We start from the raw sequence: 24,645 nt of genomic DNA on the forward strand, positions 1-24,645 counted from the left end.
ATCGCGTTTAGCCCGCTAAACGCGACCCGGCCCGCCGGGGCGCGCCCGGCGGAGAAGCGTGCCCCCAATGTGGCATTGGAGGCGCTGAGCGTCTCCAATGCCACATTGGGGGCACCAACCCGGGACCGCCGACCTGCGTTTAGCGGGCTAAACGCGCTTTGGGGGCGGTTCTCACCTGCGCGAGACACGGGGTGATTACGGTGGTGGGGTGGCGTCCGAACCCCAGCAACTGCCAGCCGTCCACGAGGCGTGGCTTCCGCGTGAGCACGCGCTGCACCGCCCCCGCCACGGTGGCAGGCAGCTGACCGCGCTGATCAGCGCGCTTCTGTTCTTCACCACCCCCGCCCTGCTGTGGGTGTTCGGCGTGCGGCCCGGCGAGATCGAGAACCACAAGCTCGCGAGCTTCCCCGGTCTGGACAAGGGCTGGGCCTTCTTCACCGACCTGCCGACCTGGGCCATCGACCAGCTGTCGTTCCGGCCGGGCGCGATCGCCGCCGCGGACGCGATCAGCCGCGGGGTCTTCGGCGAGGGCGCCCCGCTCGACCAGCCGCCACCGCAGCAGCAGGCGGGCCCGATCCCCGCGCCGCCCGCGCCCAGCCCGTCCAAGACCGCGCCCACGCAGGGCCCGACGCCGAACGCCGCGTCCGGCTATCGCCGCGTCGTGCAGGGCCGGGACGGCTGGCTGTACTACGGCTACGACGCCGACGCGAAATGCGATCCGTCCCGTCCGCTGCCCGAGACCATCGACAAGATCAACGAGCTGCGGCGCGCGGTCGAACAGTCCGGGAGGCGGTTCGAACTCGTCGTCGCACCGGACAAGTCGACGATGGTCCCGCAATTCCTGCCTGACACCTACCCCGGCAAGGACTGCTCGCAGTCGGCCGAGGCGGCCACCTGGCACCGGATGCTCAAGGACGCCCGCGCGATCGACCTGCGGCCCGAGCTGCGCGCGTCCGAGGGCCGGGTGCAGCGGCCGGTGTACCCGCCGAACGACACCCACTGGGCCGACGAGGGCGCGCTGGTGATGACGCGCGCCATCGCGAACGCGATCAAACCGGGTGTCACGCAGACCTGGGTCAGCGTTCCCGTCGGCCAGTACGACACGGTCGCCGACCTGCCGCCGCTGATCAGCAAGCAGGGCACGAAGACGAACACGCTCTACAGCCTCCGCCCGGACGGCTTGGTCGAGCGCGCGGGCGAGCCGAACGGCGACATCGACAGGCCGGTCTACCGCACCGCGAGTCCGCTGATCGGGACCGTGGACGAGAAGATCCTGATCTACGGCGACTCGTTCACGAAGGCTTCTTCGCGGTATCTCTCGGGCGCGTTCACGAACCTGACGATGCTGGCGCACTTCACGCAGAAGACGTCGCAGGCCGAGGCCGTCGACGCTTTCGTGAACGCGAACGTCGTGGTCCTGGAGGCCGTCGAGCGCAGTGTGGCCGGTGGTCAGCTCGCGTTCATCGACCCCGGTTTCCTCACGGCGGTCAAGAAGGCGCTCGCCGAGCACCCGATCCGCTAGCGCAAGGCGGGCTGCGGCGCCGCCGTCGGTTCGACGCGGACCCGCGAGCTCCTGCCGCGCAGCCACGCGATGAGGCGGCAGACCAGGTAGATCACGAACGAGATCGTCGTGACGAACGCGCTCACCGGCTTCCCGGGCGCGAGCGAAAGGATGATCCCGCCGAGTGCGGCGACCTCCGCGAACACGATCGACAGCACGGTCGCCTTCCACGGGCTCGCCGTGACCCGCGCCGCCGCCGCGGCCGGGGTCACCATGAGCGAGACCACCAGCAGCGCGCCGACGATCTGGACGCCGAGCGCGCTCGAAATCCCGACCAGCACCGCGAAGATCAGCGACAGGAGCTTCACCGGCACGCCGCGCGCCGTCGCGACCGCGGGGTCGACCGTGGCGAACAGCAGCGGCCGGTAGATCACCGCGAGCACCACCAGGACGACAACCGACGCGCCGACGAGCAGGTTCAGGTTGGTGGAGTCGATGGTGATGATCTGCCCGACGAGAATGCCGAACTTGTTGGCGCTGCGGCCTTCGTAGAACGACAGCAGCAGGACGCCCATGCCGAGGCCGAAGGCGAGGATCACGCCGATCACGGAGTCGCGTTCGGACTCGCGGCCACCGAGGATCCCGATCAGCAGGGCGGCGATGACCGCGCCCGCGAGGCCGCCGAGTTCGACGCCGACGCCGAGCAGCAGCGCGCCCGCCGCGCCGGTGAAGGCCAGTTCGGCGGTGCCGTGCACGGCGAACGACATCCGCCGCATGACGACCAGCGGGCCGAGTACGCCCGCCACCAGCCCGAGGACGGCGGCCGCGAGCAGCGCCGTCTGCACGAAGTCGAGACCGAGAAGTTCGCCGGTGAGGGCGAAGTCGAACATCTTGTCCACGGTGCTTACCCGAGAACCCGCGGTCGCGATCGCGTCGCCAGGGCGCGATTCCGCGTCATCGCTCGCGTTGATTCACCCAGGCGCCCTGCCGCCCCGATCGCGGGGCCTCCGGCCGGGGCGGGTTCCGCGTGTGGTCCAAGCCGCACGAATAACCTCACTTCGTCTGCCACTTGCGCTAGCTGACCTGTTCGTCGATGTGGTGCGGTTCGTCCTCGCACAGCGAGCTCTGCGCCCCGGCGACGTGGATCTGCCCGCCGACCTTGAGCACCTCGATCCGCGTGCCGTACAGCTCGGACAGTGTCTCCGAGTTCATCACCTCGTCCGGCTTGCCGACCCGGAACTGGCCGTTCACCAGATAGAGCACCCTGTCCACATAGGACAGGATCGGGTTGATCTCGTGGGTGACGAACAGGACGGCGGTGTCGGACGAACGCCGTCGCTCGTCGATCAGTTCGCTGACCGCGCGCTGGTGGGCGAGGTCGAGCGAGAGCAGCGGCTCGTCGCACAGCAGGACCTCGGGGTCGCCGACGAGCGACTGCGCGACACGGAGCCGCTGCTGCTCGCCGCCGGAAAGCCGCCCCACCGGCTGTTTCGCGTACGCCTGGGCGCCGACGGACTCGATCGCCCGCGCCACCAGCTGCCGCCGTTTCGCGATCCCGAAGAGCCCGGTCCCCCACCGGTGCCCGTCCAGGCCGAGGCCGACCAGATCCACCCCGCGCATCGTCAGGCCCTCGTCGAGGGCGCGCTGCTGCGGGATGTAACCGATCCGCCGGTTCTGCCCGCCGGGGCGCCGCCCCGCGATCTCGACCGTGCCCTCGGGCAATCCCTGCTGACCGAGCAGCACCTTGAGCAGGCTGCTCTTCCCGGAGCCGTTCGGCCCCAGGATCGCGAGGAACTCACCGGGCTCGACGTCGAGGTCGAGCCCGGACCAGAGGGTCCTGGTGCCGAACGCGAGGCTCGCCCCGCGGACACGGACGCACGCACGCGCCTCGGCAGGTACGGAGGTCACTACTTCAGTGCCCCCGCCAGCGCGTCCACCGACTTCGTCATCCATGCAATGTAGTCGGTCACACCCTGGGGAAGTGTTTCGGTGACGTCGACGACCGCGATCCCGGCGCTCTTGGCGTCGCCGACGACCTGCTGGGTGACCGGGGTGGTGGTCTGCGCGTTGTTGATCAGCGCCTTGACCTGCTTGCCGGAAATCAGCTGCTTGACCTGGTTGAGCGCGGCGGCGGGCACGTCCTGCTCGGCTTCCACGGCCTCGGCGAAGGCGGGCGGCGTCGCGTCGGTGACCTTCGCGCTGTCGAGCAGGTAGTGCGCGACGGGCTCGGTCGCGACGACCTTGCCGCCCGAGGCTCCCAGCCCGGTGACCTTCTTCAGCAGTTCCTGGGTCTTGCCCTTGAACGCGGTCGCGTTGGCGGTGAAGGCGTCCTTCGACGCGGGCTGGATCTCGCCGAGCTTCGCGGCGACCTGGTCGGCGATCTTCTCGACGCCGGGCAGGCTGTACCAGACGTGCTCGTTCTCGTTGCCGGTCGCGGCGATGTCGACGGCGACGAGCTTCTGCGCGCCGGCGGCCTGGTCCGCGAGCTTCGAGAAGAACTCGTCGTAGCCGCCGCCGTTGGACAGGGTCAGCTTCGCGTTCTTCGCGGCGATGGCGTCGCTCGCGGTGGTCTCGTAGGAGTGCGGGTCGGCCGAGGGGTCGTGGATGATCGAGGTGACCTCGACCTTGTCGCCGCCGACGGCGGTCACGACGCTGCCCCAGACGTCGGTCGAGGCGACGACCTTGATCTTCTCGCCGCCACCCGGGTTCGCGGCGGCGGCGTTCTGCGAACCGGACGCCGTCGACGCCTTGTCGCCGGACGCGCAAGCCGTCGCGCCGAGCGCGAGGACGGCCAGGGCCGACACGGCCGCGAAAACACTCTTAGTACGGCGGGAATTCATTTACTGCACTCCTGCGGATGCCCAGGCCAGGTGTCCCAGATGCCGGGTAATGGAAACCGTTGTCAGATTCAACTGTACCCCATCCGGCTGATGGCACCCCCTGTCCAGGTACGAGCTGTACCCAGGGTCACTCTGAATCGAGACCTGCCACACGTCGGGTGATGCTTCTGCAAAACGTTCTGAACCGTTACGGTTTGCGGATGGGCCGTCCTATCCGCACCAGGAGGCAGGCGACACTGGCGTCGTTGGCCGCAGAGCTCGGTGTGTCGAGGACCACCGTCTCCAATGCCTACAACCGACCGGACCAGTTGTCCCCTGAGCTGCGCCGACGCGTCCTCGAGACCGCGCGCCGCCTCGGCTACCCGGGCCCGGACCCGGTGGCCCGATCACTGCGAACGCGCAAGGCGGGTGCTGTCGGTCTTTTGCTCACCGAGAACCTCTCCTACGCTTTCCGCGACCCGGCCGCCATCGGCGTGCTCGAAGGGCTCGCGCTGGCGTGCGAGGACGCGGGCGTCGGCCTGCACCTGGTCCCGGCCAGCCCGGGCCGCGAGGACGTCGCGGCCGTGCACCGCGCGGGCGTCGACGGCTTCGTCGTCTATTCCGTGCCCGACGACGACCCGCATCTGGGCGCCGTGCTGGAGCGCCCGGTGCCGACGGTGATCGTCGACCAGCCGCGCGTGGACGGCGTCGACCGGGTCGGCCCGGACGACGCGGCCGCGGTCACCGCCATGGCGCAGCACCTCATCTCGCTGGGCCACCGGCAGATCGGCGTGCTGTGCATGCGGCTGGGCCGCGAGCGCAACGACGACTTCGTCTCCATCCAGCGGCAGAGCGCCGCGCACTTCCACGTGCAGCGGATCCGGCTGGAGGCGCTGGCCGCCGCGTTCTCCGCGGCCGGTGTCGACTGGTCGACCGTGCCGGTGGTCGAACGCTTCGACCACACCGTGGACGACGGCGCGTCGGCCGCGCGCCAGCTGCTCGACGCGTATCCGCAGGTCACCGCCGTGATCTGCACTTCGGACATCCTCGCGCTCGGCGCGCTGGCCGAGGCGGAACGCCGTGGACTGCGGGTGCCGCAGGATCTGACGGTCACCGGTTTCGACGGCATCACCGAGGCCGAGCGATCCGGGCTCACCACGGTCCACCAGCCGGTACTCGAGAAGGGCAAGGCGGCGGGCAAGCTGCTGCTCAGCTCGGCCGACCGGGTCGGGCCGAAGGTGATCACCCTGCAGACCGAACTGCGGGTCGGCCGCACGTCGGCGCCGCCACGAACGGCCGAAGAACGCTGGTTCGGGCCGTGATGTAGCCCGTAAAGCGTTGCTCTCACCGAGCGTGTCCGTTCAAATGGTCGTGTGACCTCAATAGACGTACTTCTCAAGCGAAACCAGGAGCTGGGCGACGTCACTCCTGGTGACCGTTCGTCCCCGAGGCCCTCACTCCAGGTGGCGGTTCTGACCTGCATGGACGCCCGTATCCGGGTGTTCGAGATCTTCGGCCTGCTCCAGGGCGAATCCCACGTCCTGCGCAACGCCGGCGGTGTCGTCACCGACGACATGATCCGTTCGCTCGCGCTGAGCCAGCGGAAACTGGGCACGCGCGAGGTGCTGATCGTCCAGCACACCGAATGCGGCCTGTCCATGGTCACCGAAGACGACTTCAAGGACGAGCTCGAAGAGAGCACCGGACTGCGCCCGACCTGGGCCGTCGAGGCGTTCCGCGAGGTCGAGGACAGCGTGCGCCGGTCGGTGCAGCGCGTCCGGCGCAGCGACTTCCTTCCGCACCGGGACAACGTCCGCGGTTTCGTCTACGACGTGAAGACAGGGCGGTTGTCCGAGGTCGCGTGAGCTGAAGGGGACTTTCACCGCATGCGACGCGGTGAAAGCGCCCTTCACCACGTAAGACGAGGAGAAAGGCCCCTTCAGCCCCAAGGGTGGCCGCGCGGGCTCACCTTTTAAGCTGGCAGGGTGGGCGTCGACGCGGATGTGCTGACCGGATGGTTCGACGAAGTGGGGCGCGATCTGCCCTGGCGTGAGCCGGAATGCACCGCCTGGGGTGTGCTCGTCAGCGAGATCATGTTGCAGCAGACGCCGGTCGCGCGGGTCCAGCCGATCTGGCTCGAATGGATGGCGCGCTGGCCGGTGCCGTCGGCGCTGGCGGCGTCGTCCCAGGGCGAGGTCGTGCGCGCCTGGGGCAAACTCGGCTATCCGCGCCGCGCGTTGCGGCTGCACGCGGCGGCGGCCGTCATCGCCGCCGAACACGGTGACGTCGTTCCGTCCGATGTGGACACTCTGCTCGCGTTGCCCGGTATCGGCGCTTACACCGCGCGCGCGGTCGCGGCCTTCGCCTACGGCAAGCGGGCACCGGTGGTGGACACGAACGTCCGGCGCGTGGTGGCGAGAGCGGTGCACGGCGCGGGTGACGCCGGGCCGCCGTCGAACACCCGCGACATGGCCGACGTCGAGGCCCTGCTGCCGAAGGAAGACGCGCCCGCCGCGAAACTCTCGGCGGCGCTGATGGAACTCGGCGCGCTCGTCTGCACCGCCCGCTCGCCGCGTTGCGCGGACTGCCCGATCTACGACGACTGCGCCTGGCAGCACGCGGGCAAACCCGCCTACGCCGGACCCGCGAAGCAGGTCCAGAAGTTCGCGGGGACCGATCGCCAGGTGCGGGGGCTGTTGCTCGACGTCCTGCGCGGAACCGAAGGCCCGGTCGAGAAGGCGCGGCTCGATCTCGTCTGGGACGAATCCGGGCAGCGCGACCGTTGCCTCGACTCCCTGCTGGTCGACGGCCTGCTCGAACAGACCGGCGACGGCCTGTTCGCCCTCCCCGGGGAACACTAACGCATTACGACAAAAGTTGGTCAATGGTTGTCAACGACGCGATGGCGGGTTAGTTTTCCGGCCAACGCGCATGATGGGAGCTACGCCCGTGGCCGACTTCGACCGACGTACCGCGCTCAAGGGCGGCCTGACGGTAAGTGCCGTCGGGCTACTGGGGACGACAACGTTTTCCGCCGCCGCCGTAGCGGCGCCTGGGGCAGCAGAACCGAAGATCCATGACACGGCGGCCTGGAGCGCCCGGCCTCCGAACGGGACGATCGAGGTGCAGAACCACAAGCCGACGTACATCGTCGTGCACCACACGGTCGATCCCGGCAACGTCACCGACTATTCGCTCGAACACGCCTTCTGGGCGTCACGGGCGATCCAGAACTTCCACATGGACACCCGCGGCTGGGTGGACAGCGGCCAGCAGTTCACGAACAGCCGCGGCGGGCACATCACCGAAGGCCGCCACCGCAGCCTGGAAGTGCTGCGCGGCGGCACGAAGCACGTGCTGGGCGCGAACGTGGGCAACAACAACAGCACCTGCATCGGGATCGAGAACGAAGGCCTCTACAGCACCGAGAACGTCACACCGGCGCTCTGGGACTCGCTGGTGAAGATGGTCGCGTACATCGCGTCGCAGTACGGGATCTCGCCGCAGTTCATCAAGGGACACCGGGACTTCAACTCGACCGAATGCCCGGGAACCGTGCTGTACAACCGGCTTCCGGAGCTGCGCACCGCCGTCGGCGGCCTGCTGGGCTCGGCGTCACCGAAGGCCGACCTGCCCGAGTGGCCGTTGCTCAAACCCGGCGACACCGGACCGCGGGTGCGGGTGGCCCAGGAACTCCTGCGGGCACGTGGTTTCGCCGTCCCCACCGACGGCCTGTTCGGACAGTCCACAAAGGACGCGGTCAGCACGCTGGCGGCGAAGCACGGGCTGGAGCGCGACCTCTGCGGCGCGACGGCGGCGACCGACGAGACCGGGTTCCTCGGCTCCGACGTCTGGCCGCTCATCGTAGGGCCCGGGACCGATCTGCGGGCGCTGAAAGCACGACTCGCCGGCTGAACGCCAGCGGCAAGAGGATCACGAAGGCGGCGACCCAAGGGAGCGACGACGTTCCCAGCGGCAGCAGCAGACCGCCGATGAGCGCGCCCCCGGCGACGGCGCCGTTCCAGGCCGCGATGGTGAGCGACTGGGCGGCGTCGGCCGTGGGGCCCGCGATCAGCGCGGTCACCGCCTGGAACGCGGTGGGCGCGCCGCCGAACGCCAGCCCCCACAGCGCGGCGGCGGTCAGCACCAGGCCGTGGACACCGTCGCTGATCCCCAGCAGGACGATGGCGGCGGCCGTCGCGCCGGTGCAGAACATCAGCACGGCACGCGGATGGCGGTCGAGCGCGGTACCCACCACGACCAGCCCGCCGACCGTCGCGCAGCCGAACACCAGCAGCGCCACGCCCAGCATCCCCGCCACGTCCAGCCCGGCGAGAACCGGGCCGATGTAGGTGTAGGCCACGTTGTGCCCCAAGGAGAACAGCGCCACCGTCGCCAGCACGGGCCGCATTCCGGGCAGTCTGGACGCGGCCAGCGGCCGGGTGGACGCCGCCGGATCCGCGGGGACGGCGGGCACCACGGCCATCACCCACGCCATCAGCGGCACGGTGATCAGCGCCATCGCGGCGAAGGCCCAGCGCCAGTCGGCCAGTTCGCCGAGCGCGGTACCGGCGGGCACGCCGAGGGCGAACCCGATCGGGGTGCCGGACATGGCCACGGCCAGCGCACGCCCGGTGAGTCCCGGCGGGGCGAGACGCATCGCGTAACCGGCGACGAGAGACCACATCACCCCGGTCAGCGCGCCGGAGAAGATCCTCGCGGCCAGGATCAGCGGATACGACGAGGACACGGCGATCAGCAGGTTGGTCACCAGGAAACCGGCGATCAACAGCAGGAGCAACCGTTTGCGCGGGACCCGGAGTGTCGCGCTGGTGAGCGGGATGGCGGTCAGCGCGGTGGTGATCGCGTACACCGTCACCAGCTGCCCGGTCGCCGACGGGGAAACGCCCAGGTCTTCGGACATGCCCAGCAGCAGCCCGGCGGGCAGCACTTCGGTGAGGCAGCCGAGGAAGACCGTCGTCGTCAGCGCGAGCAGCGCGGGGATGGGCAGCATGCCCCGACGATCTCTTCCCCGGTGCGGCGCGGGGTAGTCCCGGGCGGATATGCCGTGGGGTTATCGGCCGGGATAACCCCGTGGCATGCCCGGCTGACAGTGCCGCGCGCGGCGCGGGCGCACGCACGATGGCCGGGCATCCTCCCCCGTAGAGAGAAGGCTCGTTCATGACCGTGCGGATTCGGTGGCAGGAGCCCTTGTGCACCGCGCTGCTCGCCACCACGATGATCGGCACCTGCCAGGCTCCGGCCGCGGCTCAGCCGGCACCCGGCAGTGACGGGTACGTGCACGTTTCACCCGACGGTACCGTCCTCGGCGCCGATCCTTACTACCCGAAGGACGGCAACGGCGGTTACGACGTCGACAAGTACGCGCTCGCGCTGGACTACTCGCCGTACTCGATGCTGTTGAACGGCAAGGCGACGATCACCGCGACGGCCACCCAGGACCTCAGCCGGTTCGACCTCGACCTGCGCGGCCTCACCGTGCGCTCGGTGACCGTCGACGGGGTGCCCGCCGCGTTCCGGCGGGCGGGTGAACACGAGCTGGTGATCACCCCGCGGACCCCGCTGGCCGAAGGCACCCGGTTCACCGTGGTGGTCGGTTACGACGGGCGCCCGGAGCCGATCGGCACGGCGCGTGGCCGCGTCGGCTGGCTGGGCACCCCCGGCGATTCCGCCGTCGCCACCGGCCAGCCGCGTTCGGCAATGACCTGGTTCCCCGTCAACGGCACCGAGGTCGACAAAGCGACCCTGCGTGTCTCCGTCACCGTCCTGGACGAATTCTCCGTGCTGGGCAACGGTTTACCGGTCTCAGACGTGCCCGCCGGCTTCGGACGGCACACCGTCACCTGGTCGGAGGACACCGCACTGGCGCCGAGCACGGCGATGCTCGGCATCGGGCGCTGGGAGGTCGAGCGGATCACGCTTCCCGGTGGCCGGACCGCGATCAACGCCTACCACCCGTGCGCCGTCGACAAACGGAAGATCGGCGGACAGCTGCCTGAGGTGCTGGAGTTCCTCACCGGGAAGTTCGGCGACTACCCGCAATCGGCGGCGGGCGGACTGTTCCTCGACCGTTCTCTCGGTTACACGCACGGCGCCCAGACCCGGCCGGTGTACGGCCGCACGGCCACCATCGCCGATCTGGTGTACGCCACCGCGTACCAGTGGTGGGGAGCCGGGGTGAGCGGCAAGATGTGGCGCGACACGCTGATGCCCGAGTCGATCGCGCAGTACGCGGTGTGGCTGTGGGACGAGGCCAAGAACGGCGTCGACCTCGACCGGCGCTACCGCGAAATGGTCGCCAAGGTGAGCGGTGACACCGGTTTCTGGGCGCCCAAGATCACCGATCCGGGCAAGGGAACCGAATTCGCGCCCACGACCAAGGCCGTGCTGATGGTGCACGCGCTGCGCCGCACGATCGGCGACGACGGGTTCTTCCAGATCATGGCGGGCTTCCCGATGATCAACCCGCAGGGCAACCAGAACTGGCACGACTTCGAGCTCTACGTCTCCGCGATGACCCAGCTCGATCTCGGCGCGTTCAACCACGCGTGGCTGGACGGCACGGTGCGGCCGCCGGACGAGCTCCTCTATCCCGGGCCGCTGCGCCCCTCGCGATGAGAACCCCCGCCCGGACGACGTGACCCGATCATCCGTCGTCCGGGCGGGTCCCCAAGTCACCGTGGGACTCCAGGTATCCGGCGTAAACCGGGGCCGTCCTCGCCTCGGCCCAGTACGTTTCGACCACGGCGGCGAGCAGTTCCTCCCGTCGCCCCGCCACGAAGGTCTCCCGGTTCCAGGCGAGAACATGCCTGCGCGGCAACACATCCCCGAGCAGAGGCCGGGTCACGACGCCGAGGTTCCGCGGATCGCAGATCGGCTGTGACAGGCCGATCGCGCCCGCCCGGACGACCATGAGCGCCACCTGCTGCGAGGTCACCTGATGGGCGACCGACGGGCTGAAGCCGTACCGCGCGCAGGTGTCGGCGAAGTACTTGGTGAACGTGGCCGCCGAGGAATCCGACACCATCACCCAGGATTCGTCCCGCAGCGCACGCAGGTCGACGACCTCCTCGCGGGCCAGCGGATGTCCTTCCGGCAGCAGGACGAAGGTCGGCTCGGTCACCACCACCGCGGTGTCCACACTCGCGGGGATTTCGAGCTCGTATCCCGGATATTCCTTGACCAGCCCCAATTCCGCGCGCCGCTGGGCCAGCAACGGCAGCAGCCGCTCGGGGTGGTCGTCGTGCACGACCTGTACCTCGGAGACCTCGGGCCACAACCGGTGCACCAGCGACGGCAGATGCGCGACCAGCGCGCTGGCCACGGACGCCACCCGGACGACGTCGGGCGGGCCGCTGGGACAGACGCGCTGCTCGATGTCTTCGAGCAGTTTGTCCAGCTGTGGCAGCAAAGCGGCGGTCCGCCGCAACAGCAGCTCGCCCATCGGCGTCGGTGTCACGCTGCCTTCCCGCCGATCGAACAACTGATAGCCCAGCATGTTCTCCAAACGTTTGAGCTGCGCGGAAACGGCGGGCTGGGTGACGCCGAGAGCGATCGCGGCACGGGAAAGGCTGCCCGTGTCCGCGATCGCCCGGATCACCCGCAGGTGGTGAACATCAAGCTGTACGACGTCGAACTCCTTTGTCACGTACGGGTTTTCGCCCCGTCGGAAGAAGTCATCGCCACGGAACCGCCCGTGACCCTGGTCCGTCTGCCCAGAAGAACATACAGGAGAAAGGCGCCGAAAACGGAATTCACCGTGGGAATTCCCCACGGCAGCCAGGCACCCACCGTGGCACCGGCCACCCAGCAGATCAGCGCGACGGGAACCCAGGACGGGCAAGACGACGGCAGTTCCCCGGACGCGCGGGTGGCGTCCAGATCCGGTTTCCAGCGCCGGACCACGTAGTACTCGGCGATCACCACTCCGGCCACCGGTGGCGTGAGCACGCCGACCCAGGTCAGGAAAGTGGTGAAATGGTCGAGGATGCCGATCGCGGAGAGCACCGTGCCGAGACCGCCGAGCAGCAGGGTCGCGGTGGTGCGGTCGAGCCGCCGGGACAGCAGCACCTGCACGGTGTTCACCAGCCCGAGCGAGGAGGAGTAGAGGTTCCAGTCGTTGATCTTCAGGATCGCGGTGACCAGGATCAGCGTGCCGAGCACCCCGGACGACGAGGTGATGATCCCGACCACGTCGGCGCTTTTCGCCGCGTGCGCGAGCAGAACCCCGATCAGGCCGATCAGGTACTGGCCGAGGGTGATGCTGACCAAGGTCTGTTTCACCACGTCGGACGCGGTCCGGTTGAACCGGGTCATGTCCGGGGTCATGATCGCGCCCATGATGAACGCGCCCGCCACCAGCGTGGTGCCCTGCGCGAGCGACATCGCCGGCCCCGGCGGCGGCTCGGCCATCAACGCGGGCAGCGAATGGTCGTCGAGTGCGGTGACGATCGAATACCCTGCCAGCGCGAGGAAAGCGGGCACCGTCAGGTACGCCGTCCAGGCCATCGCGTGGAAGCCGAACACGACGATCGCGGTGACCAGCGCGCCGCCCGCGAGCGCCCACACCCAGACCGGCGGGCCGCCCATCAAGGCGTGGAGGCCGTGGGCGAACACGTCGTTCTGCACCCCGAACCAGCCTGCCAGGCTCAGCGTCATGAGCAGCCCGACCAGCGAGGACCCGCCGGTGCCGAATCCGGTCCAGCGCGCGAGCACCGACGTGGACAGCCCTTCCCGGGTGCCGGCGATGCCCATCAGGATGGTGATGATCTCCAGCAGTACCGAACCGATCGTGATGGCCAGTACCGCGTTCCAGAAGGTCATGCCGAACCCGAGTACCGCCCCGAGCAGGAACTGGTGGAACGAGGAGACCTGCCCGAACCGTTGCAGCGCGACGGAAACCCAGGAGTAACGGCGTTCGGCGGGTACCCGGCGCAGGGAGAAGTCGTCGTGTTCCACGGTCACTCCGCCCGTTCCGGGACGGCTTGTTCGAGGACGACGAATCCCTGACCCGGCAGTGGCCGCCAGGAGAGTTCGCCGCGGTACAGCCGTTCGAGGAACCCGACCCGCTGGTGGTAGGCGAAAACGGAGCTTTCGACCCCGGCGACCGCGACGGTGCCGACGAACATCGGCAACTCGGCCAGGAAGTACCGGACCGCGCTGCGCAGCTGGTCACGGCTGGGGTGTTCGCCTTCGGGCAGCCGCCGGTCCAGCACCCAGCCGGTGGCGCCGAGGCACTGCTCGGAGAACTCCGGGTCGGTGGCGAACCGCTGGTGTGCCTCGGAAAGCAGGCCGAGGTACGCGCGATCGGTTTCGAGCACCGCGGCGTCCAGGATCAGGGTGTGCGGATCCGACGGGCAGACCTGCTGCAACGCCCGGACGATCTTGTTGCGCGTGTAGTTGCCTTGCCGCTGCGCCTTCTGCGCCGCGCGAACCGGGTCGTAGCCGAGGGCTTCGAGGGTGAACGCGGACGGCCCGTCCGGGACGAAGAAATGAAAGCCCTGAAAGGCCGACATGGCCCAGCGGGCGAGATCGGCGATCCGGTCCACGGTGAAATAGCTGTTGAACGGGCTGACGCCGATGCAAACGTGCTCGGCGCGCGCCAGCGGATCGGTACAATGCTCGGTGAGCGGCTGTGGTCGCAGCAAGACGGCTCCTGATTCGCGTGATATGCGCCGGAGTTGAGGCGTCGACCGAACGTAGCCACGGCGGGTAATCCGCGGTATTGCCGATCGTGGCTGTCATCGCGTTATAGGAATTCGACGATCTTTCGTGCCTGCGGGACAACGGTTGAATCGCCGCGACCTTCGGGGGTGCCGGACGCGGGCGGAGCGCGGTATACGAAGTCATGGAGATTCAGGTTCGGCATCTTCGCGTGATCTGTGAAATCGCTTCCTCGGGCAGTCTCAACCGTGCCGCGGCCGGGCTGGGGCTCGGGCAGCCTGCGCTCAGCCACCAGTTGCGCCGGATCGAGCGGATGGTCGGCGGCTCACTGTTCCACCGCGACCAGCACGGGGTGCGGCCGACCGAACTCGGTTCCCTGATCCTGCGGCGGGCGCGCGCGATCGTGCTCACCTTCGACGAACTGGAGCTCGACTTCCACCGCCAGGAACCGGAAGTCGGCGAATCGGTCAGAATCGGCTGGAACGACAGCGCCATCACGGGTTCGCTGCTCGGCGGGCTGCGCGACCTGCGTCCGGGTGAACCGTTCCGCACGCGCGCGGACACCTCCCGCACCCGGCTGCTCGCGCAGGTCGCGAACCGCGGCATCGACCTCGCGCTGATCATGATCTGCGGCGGGCGTGGGCTGCCGGTGCCGCCGGAGGTGCGGACCATGACCCTGGTCAGGGAACCGTCGTTCGTCGCGGTCCCGTCCGGGCATCCGCTCGCCGACGCCGAGGAGATCGAACTCACCGAACTGGCGGGCGAGGACTGGATCGTGTCGAGCGGGGGCGACGGCTGCCGGGTCGTGTTCCGCGAAATGTGTCTCGCGCACGGTTTCGACCCCAGGATCACCCACGACGTGGACATCGACACCGCGCGGGAAGACCTGGTCAGCGGCGGCTACGGCGTCGGACTGGTCCAGCCGACCCGGCCGCCGTCGGACGGCCTGGTCATCCGGCCGCTGGCGGGGGCGCCGATGTGCGTGCGGCACGTGCTGGCCTGGCGGGAGGACGGCCCGTGCGCGCCCCGCGTCCGGGAACTCGCGGGCGAGGCGACGGCGGGGTACTGGCAGCTGGCCGAACGGACGGCGCCGTACCGGACCTGGCTGCACCGGCACGGGCGGCTGGCCGCCGGCTGACGGCCGCGGCGCCCGGCTGGCGGGGCGCGTTCTGGTCGCGGGTGGCGTGCTCCGTGAAGGCCTCCTTGCCTACCTTGAGGGTAGGGAAGGAGGCCTTCACGGACCTTCGCGATCGCCCATCGCGCAGGCCCCTTCCCCTCGATAACCCTCCGGCATGTCGAGGCGGCACTAGAGCGCGTCCCGGCAGACGGCCGACGATGGGAATCGTCAATCACGGTCGTGAAGAGAAGGGGCACCATGCTGCCGTTGATCTCTCGTACGGAACTGCTCTCCCGAATGGAGGCCGGGTCTGTGGTGGTGGTCGACACGATGCCGGCCGCCTATTTCGAAAAGGAGCATCTCCCGGAAGCGCGCAACATTCCGGGATTCCCGTACGAACAGGCCGCCGAATTCACCGATCACCTGGCACCGACGGTGCTCCCGGACAAGACCGCCGCGATCGTCGTCTATTGCGCGAACACGCCGTGCCGCAACAGTGAATTCGTCGGACGGCGGCTGCTGGAGCTCGGGTACACGAACGTCCGCAAGTACCGCGAAGGCATCGAAGACTGGGTCTCGAACGGTTTGCCGACCGGTTCTTCGTCCTGAGTGGACACACCCCGCATCTAAGGAGAACGTCTTGTCCAAATGCAAACGATTCGTCTGCGTGCTGGCCGGCGTGCTGGCGCTCATCACCGGTTTCGGCTCCGGCGTCGCTTCGGCCGCGCCGTCACCGACGGCCGAGAACGTGATGGTGGTGACGTCCGCCAACTACGCCGAGGTCATGAACATCTCGAAGCAGAAGCTGGTCATCATGGACTTCGGCGCGACCTGGTGCCCGCCGTGCCGCCAGATGAAGCCGGTCATCGAACGGCTCGCCGGTGAGTACGGCGGCAAGTTCCTGCTCGGCGAGGTCGACGTCGACCGCAGCCGGGACCTCTCCAGCCGGTACAACATCCAGTATCTCCCGACGCTGGTCGGGGTCCGCAACAGCGCGGAACTGCCGTCCTCCCGGAACATCGGCTACCCCGGCGAAGCGAAGCTGCGCGCCTGGATCAACGCTCAGTTGGCGAAGGGCTGAGCGTGTGGCTCCGGGGCCTACCCGATGACGTCGGAGAGAAACGCTTCGACGGCACCTAGGTAGGTCTCCGGGGCCTCTTCGTGCACGACGTGCCCGGCGCCCTCGACGACGATGTGACGGCCGAGGCCGCCGGGCACGCGGGCCGCGAGTTCGGCCTGCTGCCCGTGCGGCATCGCCGTCCGTTCGCCTTCGATCGCCAGCAGCGGGCATCGGAGGCGTTCGACGTACTCCCAGAAATCCCGCCGTCCCCATTCCGCCGCGATCTCGTACAGATCGGGGAGCGAGGCGATCAGGTGATAACCGTCTTCGCGTTCTTCGACGCATTCGATGAAATAGTCGCCGGTGTCGCCGAAGAATTCGCGCACGTGGGCCAGTGACCGGAACGGGACCGGCCAGGATTCGAAGTGGCCGCGCCAGTCGTCGACGGTCCGCCCGCGCTGGTCCGGCGCGAAGTCCTCGCAGACCACCGCGCGGACGAGGCCGGGATGCGTCGCCGCGGTGACCCACGCGTGCAGGCCGCCCATCGAATGTCCGATCAGGACCGCGGGCTCGTCGAAGGTCTTCAGGACCGCGGCGACGTCGTCGGCGAACCGCTCGGTGCGCCAGGGGCCGCCACGTGGTCCGCGTCCGTGCCCGCGCGCGTCGAGACCGTGGACACGCCCGTACGGTTCGAGCCTTCGCGCGACCCGCCACCACGTCGTGGCCCTGCCCATCAGCCCGTGCAGGAGGACGATCGGCGGCCCGTCACCGCCGAAAGTGATCAACCCGTCGCGCTGAATCACCACTAAGCTCCCCTCCATGCGCAGCCGTGTCCCCGCCGCCGGTCTGGTCCTGGGGGTCATCTGCGCCCTGATTATCGGGTGCAGTGCCGATCCTCCCCCGGCGGCGCCCCCACCACCGCCGCCGATGAATCCGACGCCGGGTGCCGCGGGCGCGGGTGATCCGTACTACCCGATGGACGGAAACGGCGGTTACGACGCGGTCGAATACCAGGTCGGAATCACTTACGACCCCGCGAAAGGGCGTCTCGACGGCGACACCACGGTGACCGCGAAAGCGACCCAAGACCTCAATCGGTACAACTTGGACTTACGCGGCTTGACTGTCCAATCCGTTGAAGTGGAGGGAAAACCGGCGAAGTTCGCCCGGGAGGGCGAATTCGAGCTGGTGGTGACGCCCGCCGAACCGATCCGGAACGGGACCACCTTCCGCACGAAGGTCGTCTACGGCGGCGACCCTTCGGCGACCCCCAAGGCGGGCGGCAGCGAGAACGGCTGGCAGAAGTCGAAGGACGGCGGCGCGTTCATCGTCGGCGAGCCGCATTCGGCGTCGTTCTGGTATCCCGTCAACGAAACCCCGCGCGACAAGGCGATGTTCAACCTCACCGCCCGGGTGCCGGACGGCTGGACCGTCATCTCGAACGGCCGCGAGATCCAGAAGACCTCGGCGAACGGCTGGTCCACGACGTCCTGGCAGGAGCGCACGCCCGTGGCGGCCTACCTGACCACGGTGGCGATCGACAAGTTCACCGTCGACCGGATGTCGCTCCCGGACGGGACGCCGCTGGTCAACGCGTACGCGCCGGGCGCGGAGGACCGGCGCGACACCGGCAGGCGGCTGCCGGAGATCATCGGCTTCCTGACCTCGAAGTTCGGGCCGTACCCGGTGGACGCGGCGGGCGGGATCTACCTCGACGAGGACATCCACTTCTCGCTGGAGACCCAGACCAGGCCGACTTACGCGAAATGGGCCGACCTGATCACCGTGGTGCACGAAACCGCACACCAGTGGTTCGGCGATTCGGTGACGCTGAATTCGTGGTCCGACATCTGCCTGAACGAATGTCTCGCGTCGTACGCGCAATGGCTGTGGCAGGAATCGCGGGACGGCCAGAACCTCGACGACCGCTATCGCGCCGCCCTCGAGATCATGCGGGGCAGCCCGGATTTCTGGACGCCGAAACTGGTCGGCATGGGGGCGGGAAAGGAATTCCACGGCGTCTACGACAAGGGGATCCTCGCCATCCACGCGCTGCGGCGCAAGATCGGCGAAGGCGCGTTCGCGCGGCTGCTGAAGGAATGGCCGGCGGCGTACCGGAACGCCAACGCGTCCTGGGCGGACTTCGAGGCGTTCACGATCAAGCTCTCGGAGCAGGATCTGCGGCCGTTCTTCGACGCCTGGTTCCACGGCACGGTGATCCCGCCGGACGCCGAACTGCTGCCGGGCACCCTGCGGGGCTAGGCACCTGTCGCAAGTAGTCCTCTAGTGGCGGTAGTCGGGCAGGTCGATCCCGTTCACCACGTCCCGCATCTTCCGTGACGCCAGCGCGGCGACCGGTTTGAGCCGCATCGCCCGCATCATCAGGTACCTCATCCGCAGGGCCGTCCGCGACTTCGCGAAGATCGTCTCGGCGTTGGCCCGCCCCATCGCCTGCGTGTTCTCGACGAACTCGCGCATCACCGACTCGTACCGCTTGAGGCCGGTGTCGAGGTCGGCGGCGAGTTCCCCGGCGAGGACGTACGCGCCGACGAACGCCAGGCTCGTGCCCTGTCCGGAGAGCGGCGACGGGCAGAACGCGGCGTCGCCCAGCAGCCCGATCCGGCCGCGCGACCACGATTCCATGACCACCTGGGCGCACGAGTCGAAGTAGAAGTCGGGGGCGTCGTCCAGCCGTTCCAGCAGCCAGGGCGCCTCCCATTCCATCCCGGCGGCGAACCCGCGGACCAGCGCCTTCTGCGCCTCGATGTCGCGGTGGTCGTAGTCGACCTTCTCCGAGGCGAACCCGAAGTAGGCCATCGCCTCGCCACCGTCGCGAATCGCGCGGATCCCGGCGGACCGGCCGACGTCGTCGAAGCCGATCGCCCAGTTCCGCAGGCCCAGCCGGTTCGGCACGGTGAAGAACGCCAGGTACGAGCCCAGATGCCGGACGAACCGGGACTCTTCGCCGAAGGCCAGCGCCCGCACTCCGGAGTGCAGCCCGTCCGCCCCGATGACCACGTCGAACGTCCTCCGCGTACCACTGGCGAAGGTGACATCGACGCCGTCGGCCCGCTCGTCCAGCGCGGTGATCCGGTCGCCGAAGACGTATTCCGTCTGCTCCCTGGTCGCCTCGTACAGCACCTCGGTCAGGTCGCCGCGGAGGATCTCGATCTCGGCGAGGACCCCGTCGCCGCCGAAGTCGTCGGCGCGGAGGGTGGCCTTCGTCCGGTTCTTCCGGTCGACGTGCGTCTCGCCAACGGTGTCCGTGCACGCCGCGCGGATGCGGTCGTCCAGGCCCATGCGGCGGGCGACCTCCCTGGCCGTTCCGCGCAGGTCGACGGCCTGACCGCCGGGGCGCGGCGAAGGCGCGCGCTCCACGATGGTCACGTCGAATCCGTACCGCGTCAGCCAGAACGCCAGCGCGGGGCCCGCGACGCTCGCGCCGGAGATGAGGATCTTCGTGTCGGCCATTCCCCGGAAGGTCCCACGCATCACATCGCGGCGCAAAAGAGTTTCACCGTAGGGTGGACGGCATGGCTGTCGTGAAGATCAACGCGATCGAGGTCCCCGAGGGCGCAGGCCCCGAGCTGGAGAAGCGGTTCGCCGCACGGCTGCACGCCGTCGACAACCAGCCCGGCTTCCTCGGCTTCGAACTGCTCCGCCCGGTCTCCGGCGAAAGCCGCTACTTCGTCTACACGAAGTGGGAGTCCGAAGAGGCGTACCAGGCGTGGGCGTCCGGCCCGGCGCGTGAGGCGCACGCGGGCGAACGCGCGAAGCCGGTCTCCAGCGGGGCGAACCTGCTGGAATTCGAGGTCGTCCAGGCTTCGAAGCCGGGTGAGTGAGCTCGAACGAGCCGCGGAACTGATCGACGGCGCCGGCGCGCTGCTCGTCTGCGCCGGCGCCGGCATGGGCGTCGACTCCGGCCTGCCCGATTTCCGGGGCGACGAGGGTTTCTGGAAGGCGTATCCGCCGTACGAGCGGCTGGGGATCAGCTTCGTCGAACTCGCCGACCCGCGGCATTTCGCCGAAGATCCCGAGCTGGCCTGGGGTTTCTACGGGCACCGGCTCGCGCTGTACCGCGCCACCGTCCCGCACGAGGGATTCCGGCTGCTGGCGTCTTGGGGCTCGCGCAAACCCGGCGGCGTGCGCGCGTTCACGTCCAATGTGGACGGTCAGTTCCAGAAGGCCGGCCATCAGCACGTGGCCGAGGCGCACGGGTCGATCCATCACCTGCAGTGCCTTTCCCGGTGCACCACCGAGATCTGGCCGTCGGACGACGTCGAGGTCCCGGTCGACGAGGACACGATGCGCGCCCCGGCCCCGCTGCCGTCGTGCCCGCGCTGCGGCGGCCTCGCGCGCCCCAACATCCTGATGTTCGGTGACTACGACTGGCTCGGGCAGCGCAGCCAGGCCCAGCTCGACGAGCTGACCGCGTGGCGCCGCGCGCATCGCGATCTCGTGGTGGTGGAACTCGGCGCCGGGCAGGCCGTGCCGACCGTGCGGCGCTACTCGGAGCTGGCCAGTGCCGCGACCGGCGCCCTGGTCCGGATCAACCCGCGCGAACCTCAGATCCGGCACGGCCGCGGCATCTCACTCGCGAGCAACGGCCTCGAAACCCTCAAGGCGCTGGACGCCCTGCTCAGCTAGGCCGGATCCACAGATCCCGGTTGCTCGCCAGCAGCACCCGCCCGTCTTCGAGGGTCACCGCGGTGGTGATCCCCTCGGCCGGGCAGCCCAGCTCACCTCGCTGCCAGCCGCCGCCGGACGCCCACACCACCGCACAGGACCGGTTCGACGTCTGGGACCGGTTCCACTCGGTCCGGTCCCCGAAGAGCACCGCCTTGCCCGCCTTGTCGGCCGTCCCGCCGAGGATCCGGCCCTCGCCGAGCGAAACGGGCTCCCAGGCGCCGGGTCCACCGGTCATGACCAGTGCTCCGGCCGAGGAACCCCCGGCCAGCAGCCATTTCCCGTCCACCCGGAGCACGGTGGAGAGCCAGCTCTCGCCCGAGCGCACTGGAACCGGCGACACCGTCCAGGTCGCGCCCGCGTCACCGGAGGCCCACACCCGCACGTCCGCGCCGAGGGCACCGGCGACGAGGACCTGATCGCCGTCGGCCGCGATCGCCCTCGGCGCCCAGTACCCCGGCCTGTCCTGCGGCAACACGACCTCACGCGCGCCGCGCCCCTCATCCGCGGACACCCAGGCGACCGGAACCGACCGTTCCTCGCCGGTGTACTCCCGGTACCCGACACCGATGACGTTCCGGCCCGCCCTGGCCAGCGCCACCGGTGTCCGGTCGGTACCCGGCCGGAACAGCCGTTCGATCTCGACGGCGGGGTCCTGACGGGCGAGGGACGGTCCCTCGCCGGGCCGGGCGGCGAAGCCCAGCGCGCCGGCCGGATCACCCGGCGGCAGCTGTCCCGGCACACAGGCCGCGACCGGCAGCAGCGCGAGAAGTCCCCAGAGCTTCCTCATGAGCGGGGAGCTTTCCAGCGGGAGGTCACTTTCCGGGCAGCACGACCTCGGCGTACACGGCATCGTGATCGCTGCCGGGCGTCTCCAGCACCTTGAAGTCCGCGATGGCCGCCCGTTTGTCCGCCAGCACGTGGTCGATCGGCACCGGCGGCACCGCCCCGTTCGTCCAGGTCCCCTGCAGCGCCTTCCCCAGCTGATCGGCCGCGTCCACGTATCCCCTGGTCAGCAGCTCACGGAAGACCGAGTGGTCGAGGCTGGCGTTGAAGTCGCCCGCCAGGATCCGGATGTCGTGCTCCGCGTCGGCGTACGGCAGATCCTTGGCCTCGTCGACCCACGCGTGCCTGTCCCACATCGGCGCCGCCGGATGCACCGCGACGACCTCGATCCGGACACCGTCGCCGAGGTCCACGCCCGCACTGGGTTGTTTGTAGGTCGAGTCGCCGCTCAGCGTCAGCGGCGTCAGCGGGTACTTCGACACCAGCCCGGAGCCAGACGCCCACTCCGCCGGATGCAGCACGTGGAACGGCAGGAGCCGGAACAACCCGGCCCGGTCGAGCCCGGTGATCGCCTCGGGCGTCAGCTCGGTCAGGCTCAGGACGTCGACCTGGTGTTCCTTCACGTAACCGACGATCCTGGCCGGATCCGCCTGTCCGCCGAGCATGTTCGACGCGAGCACGCGGACGTGCTTCCCGCCGAGCGCCTTCTGCTCGTTCGCGAACGCGCGGGGCAGCACCAGCGCGGCGATCGCGAAGGTCAGGACCAGGGCGACGGCCGCGACCCACCAGCGGCGGAGTCCCAGCGCGAGAACGGCGAGCACCAGCGTCGCGATCCCGGCGTACGGCGTCAGCGCGAGCGCCGCGATCGTGTACGTGTTGCCGTCGTAGCCCACCAGCCGCATCGCCGTCAGCACCGCGAACGGCACGACCGCCCCGATGAGCAGCCCGCTGACCAGCTTCCCCCGGGCACTCCCGCGGGTCCGGGGAACCGCCCGTTCTTCGATCACCATGACATCGAGTATGCCGATCGACGCCCGATGTGGCGGCGGTCTCCACAACACCTCCACAACCTCCTCACGCCGCGGCTACCAGCGCTTATCAGGTTTTGCCAGCCGCTGTCAGCCCGCTGTGCGCGGCCTGCCAGGCGGAGCGGGCACCTTTGTCCGCGGGGCGAGATCCACAGGAGGAAACATGACGCACGCGATCAGGGCCGAGGGCCTGGTCAAGCACTATGGGGAGACGAAGGCACTCGACGGGGTCGATCTGGAGGTCCCGGCGGGCAAGGTGGTCGGGGTGCTGGGGCCGAACGGCGCGGGGAAGACGACCGCCGTCCGGATCCTGGCCACCTTGATCCGGCCGGACCGCGGCCACGCGAGCGTCTTCGGTCACGACGTCGTCAAGAACCCGATGGCGGTCCGCAGCATGATCGGGCTGACCGGGCAGTACGCGTCGGTCGACGAGGATCTCTCCGGCACGGAGAACCTCGTGCTGATCGGCAGGCTGCTGGAGTTCTCCAGGGCGGACGCGAAGAAGCGCGCGGCCGATCTGCTGGAGCGGTTCGAGCTGACCGACGCCGCCGGACGCGCGATCAAGACCTACTCGGGCGGGATGCGACGGCGGCTCGACCTCGCCGCGAGCCTGGTCGGCCGTCCGAAGGTGCTCTACCTGGACGAGCCGACCACCGGACTCGACCCGCACGCCCGCAACGAGGTCTGGGCCGTGGTCCGGACGCTGGTCGCGGACGGGACGACGGTGCTGCTCACCACGCAGTACCTGGAGGAGGCCGACCAGCTGGCCGACACGATCACCGTGTTCGACCGCGGGCTGGTCGTGGCGAACGGGCGGGCCGACGAGCTCAAGCGCCGGACCGGCGGCCAGACGCTGCAAGTCCGGCCGACCGCGCTCGCCGATCTCGACGCCGTCGAGCGCATCCTGGCCGCGCTCACCGGGGTCAAGCCGAACCGGGACAACGACACCGGGCTGCTCACCGCGCCCGTCGCCGACCCCGTCCTGCTGTCCACCTTGGTCCGCAAACTGGACGAAGCCGGGATCACCGCGGACGAACTGGCGCTGCGGCTGCCCAGCCTCGACGAGGTGTTCCTCGCGCTCACCGGCAAGCGACCCGAAGAGTCCACAAAGGACACGACTCCGGAAGGGAGCCTGGTATGACGACCATCGCAGTGCCCGCGGCACCACGGCACGTTTCCCTCTCCAGCAGCGTCCAGCACGGGCTTTCCCTTGCCTGGCGCGGCATCCTGAAGATCCGCAAGAACCCGGAACAGCTGGCCGACGTCACCATCGCGCCGATCATCTTCCTGGTCATGTTCGTCTACCTGTTCGGTGGCGCGATCATGGGCAGCACCGAGGGCTACCTCCAGATGATCGTGCCCGGCATCATGGTGTTCAACATCCTGCAGGCCAGCATGACCGTCGGCGTCCAGCTCAACACCGACGTCACGAAGGGCGTGTTCGACCGGTTCCGGGCGATGCCGATCGCCCGGTCCGCGCCACTGATCGGCGCCGTGCTGGCCGACGTCGTGCGGTACCTGGTGTGCATCACCGTGCTGATGATCGTCGCGACGATCATGGGCTACCGGATCCAGACCGGTCCGGCGGAGTTCGCGCTGGCCGTCGTGCTGGCGATCGCGTTCGCGCTGGCGTTCTGCTGGGCATCGGTGTTCGTCGGGATGCTGGTGAAGAGCCCCGGCGCGGTGCAGGGCCTGATGTTCGTGGTGCTCATGCCGCTGACCTTCGGCAGCAACGTCTTCGTCCCGACCGGCACCATGCCCGGCTGGTTGAAGGCGTGGGCCGACATCAGCCCGGTGACGCAGATGTCCGACGTCCTCCGCGGCCTGATGAACGGCGGGGCGATCGCCGGGCCGCTGACCGGCTCGCTGATCTGGATGGCGGCCGCGATCGCGGTCTTCTTCCCGCTCGCCACTTGGGCTTACCGCAAGCGCGTCTGACGGGGGTCAGGGGGAACGCGCGTGAA

Annotated in this window: 25 protein-coding genes; 14 read left to right on the forward strand and 11 right to left on the reverse strand. The window is 69.2% G+C overall.

All coding sequences use genetic code 11. The features are described 5' to 3' along the window. Nucleotides 1–208 precede the first annotated feature (208 nt). Nucleotides 209–1,522: an alginate O-acetyltransferase AlgX-related protein gene (locus BKN51_RS31175; RefSeq protein WP_101611034.1), complete on the forward strand. Its 1,314-nt coding sequence runs from the start codon at nucleotides 209–211 to the stop codon at nucleotides 1,520–1,522. Here the strand turns inward: BKN51_RS31175 and BKN51_RS31180 are convergent. The 3 genes from BKN51_RS31180 to BKN51_RS31190 form a co-directional block, all read right to left on the reverse strand. Next, the gene (locus BKN51_RS31180) at nucleotides 1,519–2,400 is read right to left on the reverse strand and encodes a metal ABC transporter permease (RefSeq protein ID WP_101611035.1); all 882 of its coding nucleotides are present in this window, start codon (nucleotides 2,398–2,400) and stop codon (nucleotides 1,519–1,521) included. The two genes, BKN51_RS31175 and BKN51_RS31180, sit on opposite strands and share 4 nt — an antisense overlap. 175 nt (nucleotides 2,401–2,575) lie before the next feature. Continuing rightward, complete coding sequence (locus BKN51_RS31185) at nucleotides 2,576–3,409, reverse strand: metal ABC transporter ATP-binding protein (protein WP_101611036.1); 834 nt, start codon at nucleotides 3,407–3,409, stop codon at nucleotides 2,576–2,578. Beyond that, nucleotides 3,409–4,341 carry a metal ABC transporter solute-binding protein, Zn/Mn family gene (locus BKN51_RS31190; RefSeq protein ID WP_101611037.1) on the reverse strand — a complete coding sequence of 311 codons (933 nt, stop codon included), beginning with the start codon at nucleotides 4,339–4,341 and terminating at the stop codon, nucleotides 3,409–3,411. The genes BKN51_RS31185 and BKN51_RS31190 overlap by 1 nt, the downstream gene beginning before the upstream one ends. A 200-nt stretch (nucleotides 4,342–4,541) precedes the next feature. Between BKN51_RS31190 and BKN51_RS31195 the strand changes: the two genes are divergently transcribed. The 4 genes from BKN51_RS31195 to BKN51_RS31210 all read left to right on the forward strand — a co-directional run bounded on the left by BKN51_RS31195 (nucleotide 4,542) and on the right by BKN51_RS31210 (nucleotide 8,235). Continuing rightward, nucleotides 4,542–5,642, forward strand: a complete 1,101-nt coding sequence (locus tag BKN51_RS31195) for a LacI family DNA-binding transcriptional regulator (RefSeq protein WP_101613561.1) — start codon at nucleotides 4,542–4,544, stop codon at nucleotides 5,640–5,642. A gap of 51 nt (nucleotides 5,643–5,693) precedes the next feature. After that, nucleotides 5,694–6,185, forward strand: coding sequence for a beta-class carbonic anhydrase (locus BKN51_RS31200; protein ID WP_101611038.1), 492 nt, complete (start codon nucleotides 5,694–5,696; stop codon nucleotides 6,183–6,185). Between the two features lie 120 nt (nucleotides 6,186–6,305). Beyond that, nucleotides 6,306–7,181, forward strand: a complete 876-nt coding sequence (locus BKN51_RS31205) for an A/G-specific adenine glycosylase (protein ID WP_101611039.1) — start codon at nucleotides 6,306–6,308, stop codon at nucleotides 7,179–7,181. 88 nt (nucleotides 7,182–7,269) lie between these two features. Next, nucleotides 7,270–8,235 (forward strand): peptidoglycan recognition protein family protein, encoded by a 966-nt coding sequence (locus tag BKN51_RS31210; protein WP_101611040.1) that lies wholly within the window; start codon nucleotides 7,270–7,272, stop codon nucleotides 8,233–8,235. On the opposite strand, the gene BKN51_RS31215 is transcribed toward BKN51_RS31210, so the two are convergent. Further along, nucleotides 8,180–9,334: an MFS transporter gene (locus BKN51_RS31215; RefSeq protein WP_101611041.1), complete on the reverse strand. Its 1,155-nt coding sequence runs from the start codon at nucleotides 9,332–9,334 to the stop codon at nucleotides 8,180–8,182. The two genes, BKN51_RS31210 and BKN51_RS31215, sit on opposite strands and share 56 nt — an antisense overlap. A gap of 167 nt (nucleotides 9,335–9,501) precedes the next feature. Between BKN51_RS31215 and BKN51_RS31220 the strand changes: the two genes are divergently transcribed. Further along, on the forward strand, nucleotides 9,502–10,959 hold the full coding sequence (locus BKN51_RS31220; RefSeq protein WP_101611042.1) for a M1 family metallopeptidase: 1,458 nt from the start codon (nucleotides 9,502–9,504) through the stop codon (nucleotides 10,957–10,959). 28 nt (nucleotides 10,960–10,987) lie between these two features. Here BKN51_RS31220 and BKN51_RS31225 read toward each other — a convergent pair whose 3' ends face one another. The 3 genes from BKN51_RS31225 to BKN51_RS31235 are packed head-to-tail and all read right to left on the reverse strand — an operon-like array spanning nucleotide 10,988 to nucleotide 13,988. Then, nucleotides 10,988–11,989: a LysR family transcriptional regulator gene (locus tag BKN51_RS31225; protein ID WP_101611043.1), complete on the reverse strand. Its 1,002-nt coding sequence runs from the start codon at nucleotides 11,987–11,989 to the stop codon at nucleotides 10,988–10,990. Beyond that, the gene (locus BKN51_RS31230; RefSeq protein WP_101613562.1) at nucleotides 11,986–13,299 is read right to left on the reverse strand and encodes a purine-cytosine permease family protein; all 1,314 of its coding nucleotides are present in this window, start codon (nucleotides 13,297–13,299) and stop codon (nucleotides 11,986–11,988) included. The genes BKN51_RS31225 and BKN51_RS31230 overlap by 4 nt, the downstream gene beginning before the upstream one ends. A 2-nt stretch (nucleotides 13,300–13,301) precedes the next feature. Further along, nucleotides 13,302–13,988 (reverse strand): tRNA-dependent cyclodipeptide synthase, encoded by a 687-nt coding sequence (locus BKN51_RS31235; RefSeq protein ID WP_101611044.1) that lies wholly within the window; start codon nucleotides 13,986–13,988, stop codon nucleotides 13,302–13,304. A gap of 227 nt (nucleotides 13,989–14,215) precedes the next feature. On the opposite strand from BKN51_RS31235, the gene BKN51_RS31240 reads away from it, so the two are divergent. From BKN51_RS31240 to BKN51_RS31250, 3 genes are all read left to right on the forward strand, one after another. Further along, the gene (locus BKN51_RS31240) at nucleotides 14,216–15,142 is read left to right on the forward strand and encodes a LysR family transcriptional regulator (RefSeq protein WP_233222929.1); all 927 of its coding nucleotides are present in this window, start codon (nucleotides 14,216–14,218) and stop codon (nucleotides 15,140–15,142) included. 237 nt (nucleotides 15,143–15,379) lie between these two features. After that, nucleotides 15,380–15,730 carry a rhodanese-like domain-containing protein gene (locus tag BKN51_RS31245; protein ID WP_101611046.1) on the forward strand — a complete coding sequence of 117 codons (351 nt, stop codon included), beginning with the start codon at nucleotides 15,380–15,382 and terminating at the stop codon, nucleotides 15,728–15,730. 31 nt (nucleotides 15,731–15,761) lie between these two features. After that, entirely contained in the window at nucleotides 15,762–16,202 is a 441-nt protein-coding gene (locus BKN51_RS31250; protein ID WP_101611047.1) for a thioredoxin family protein, read from the forward strand. A 17-nt stretch (nucleotides 16,203–16,219) separates the two neighbouring features. Here the strand turns inward: BKN51_RS31250 and BKN51_RS31255 are convergent, their stop codons facing one another. Further along, entirely contained in the window at nucleotides 16,220–17,002 is a 783-nt protein-coding gene (locus BKN51_RS31255) for an alpha/beta fold hydrolase (protein WP_101611048.1), read from the reverse strand. Here BKN51_RS31255 and BKN51_RS31260 point away from each other — a divergent pair. After that, nucleotides 17,001–18,443, forward strand: coding sequence for a M1 family metallopeptidase (locus BKN51_RS31260; protein WP_335645053.1), 1,443 nt, complete (start codon nucleotides 17,001–17,003; stop codon nucleotides 18,441–18,443). The two genes, BKN51_RS31255 and BKN51_RS31260, sit on opposite strands and share 2 nt — an antisense overlap. A 21-nt stretch (nucleotides 18,444–18,464) precedes the next feature. Here BKN51_RS31260 and BKN51_RS31265 read toward each other — a convergent pair whose 3' ends face one another. Further along, complete coding sequence (locus tag BKN51_RS31265) at nucleotides 18,465–19,652, reverse strand: FAD-dependent monooxygenase (protein WP_233222928.1); 1,188 nt, start codon at nucleotides 19,650–19,652, stop codon at nucleotides 18,465–18,467. A gap of 62 nt (nucleotides 19,653–19,714) precedes the next feature. Here BKN51_RS31265 and BKN51_RS31270 point away from each other — a divergent pair, with 62 nt between their 5' ends. Both BKN51_RS31270 and BKN51_RS31275 read left to right on the forward strand, forming a co-directional pair. Continuing rightward, nucleotides 19,715–20,023 carry an antibiotic biosynthesis monooxygenase family protein gene (locus BKN51_RS31270; protein WP_005165349.1) on the forward strand — a complete coding sequence of 103 codons (309 nt, stop codon included), beginning with the start codon at nucleotides 19,715–19,717 and terminating at the stop codon, nucleotides 20,021–20,023. Next, on the forward strand, nucleotides 20,016–20,828 hold the full coding sequence (locus tag BKN51_RS31275; RefSeq protein ID WP_101611051.1) for an SIR2 family NAD-dependent protein deacylase: 813 nt from the start codon (nucleotides 20,016–20,018) through the stop codon (nucleotides 20,826–20,828). Before BKN51_RS31270 ends, BKN51_RS31275 begins: the two co-directional genes overlap by 8 nt. On the opposite strand, the gene BKN51_RS31280 is transcribed toward BKN51_RS31275, so the two are convergent. Continuing rightward, the gene (locus tag BKN51_RS31280) at nucleotides 20,821–21,657 is read right to left on the reverse strand and encodes a hypothetical protein (protein WP_101611052.1); all 837 of its coding nucleotides are present in this window, start codon (nucleotides 21,655–21,657) and stop codon (nucleotides 20,821–20,823) included. The genes BKN51_RS31275 and BKN51_RS31280 overlap by 8 nt on opposite strands. Before the next feature lie 25 nt (nucleotides 21,658–21,682). Then, a complete protein-coding gene (locus BKN51_RS31285) occupies nucleotides 21,683–22,663 on the reverse strand; it encodes an endonuclease/exonuclease/phosphatase family protein (RefSeq protein WP_101611053.1) in 981 nt (326 codons plus the stop codon). A gap of 181 nt (nucleotides 22,664–22,844) precedes the next feature. On the opposite strand from BKN51_RS31285, the gene BKN51_RS31290 reads away from it, so the two are divergent. Together BKN51_RS31290 and BKN51_RS31295 are read left to right on the forward strand one after the other, a co-directional pair. Further along, nucleotides 22,845–23,822, forward strand: coding sequence for an ATP-binding cassette domain-containing protein (locus BKN51_RS31290; protein ID WP_101611054.1), 978 nt, complete (start codon nucleotides 22,845–22,847; stop codon nucleotides 23,820–23,822). Next, on the forward strand, nucleotides 23,819–24,619 hold the full coding sequence (locus tag BKN51_RS31295) for an ABC transporter permease (RefSeq protein ID WP_101611055.1): 801 nt from the start codon (nucleotides 23,819–23,821) through the stop codon (nucleotides 24,617–24,619). Before BKN51_RS31290 ends, BKN51_RS31295 begins: the two co-directional genes overlap by 4 nt. Nucleotides 24,620–24,645 lie beyond the last annotated feature (26 nt).

The sequence above is a fragment of the Amycolatopsis sp. BJA-103 genome (assembly GCF_002849735.1).
GTDB lineage: Bacteria > Actinomycetota > Actinomycetes > Mycobacteriales > Pseudonocardiaceae > Amycolatopsis.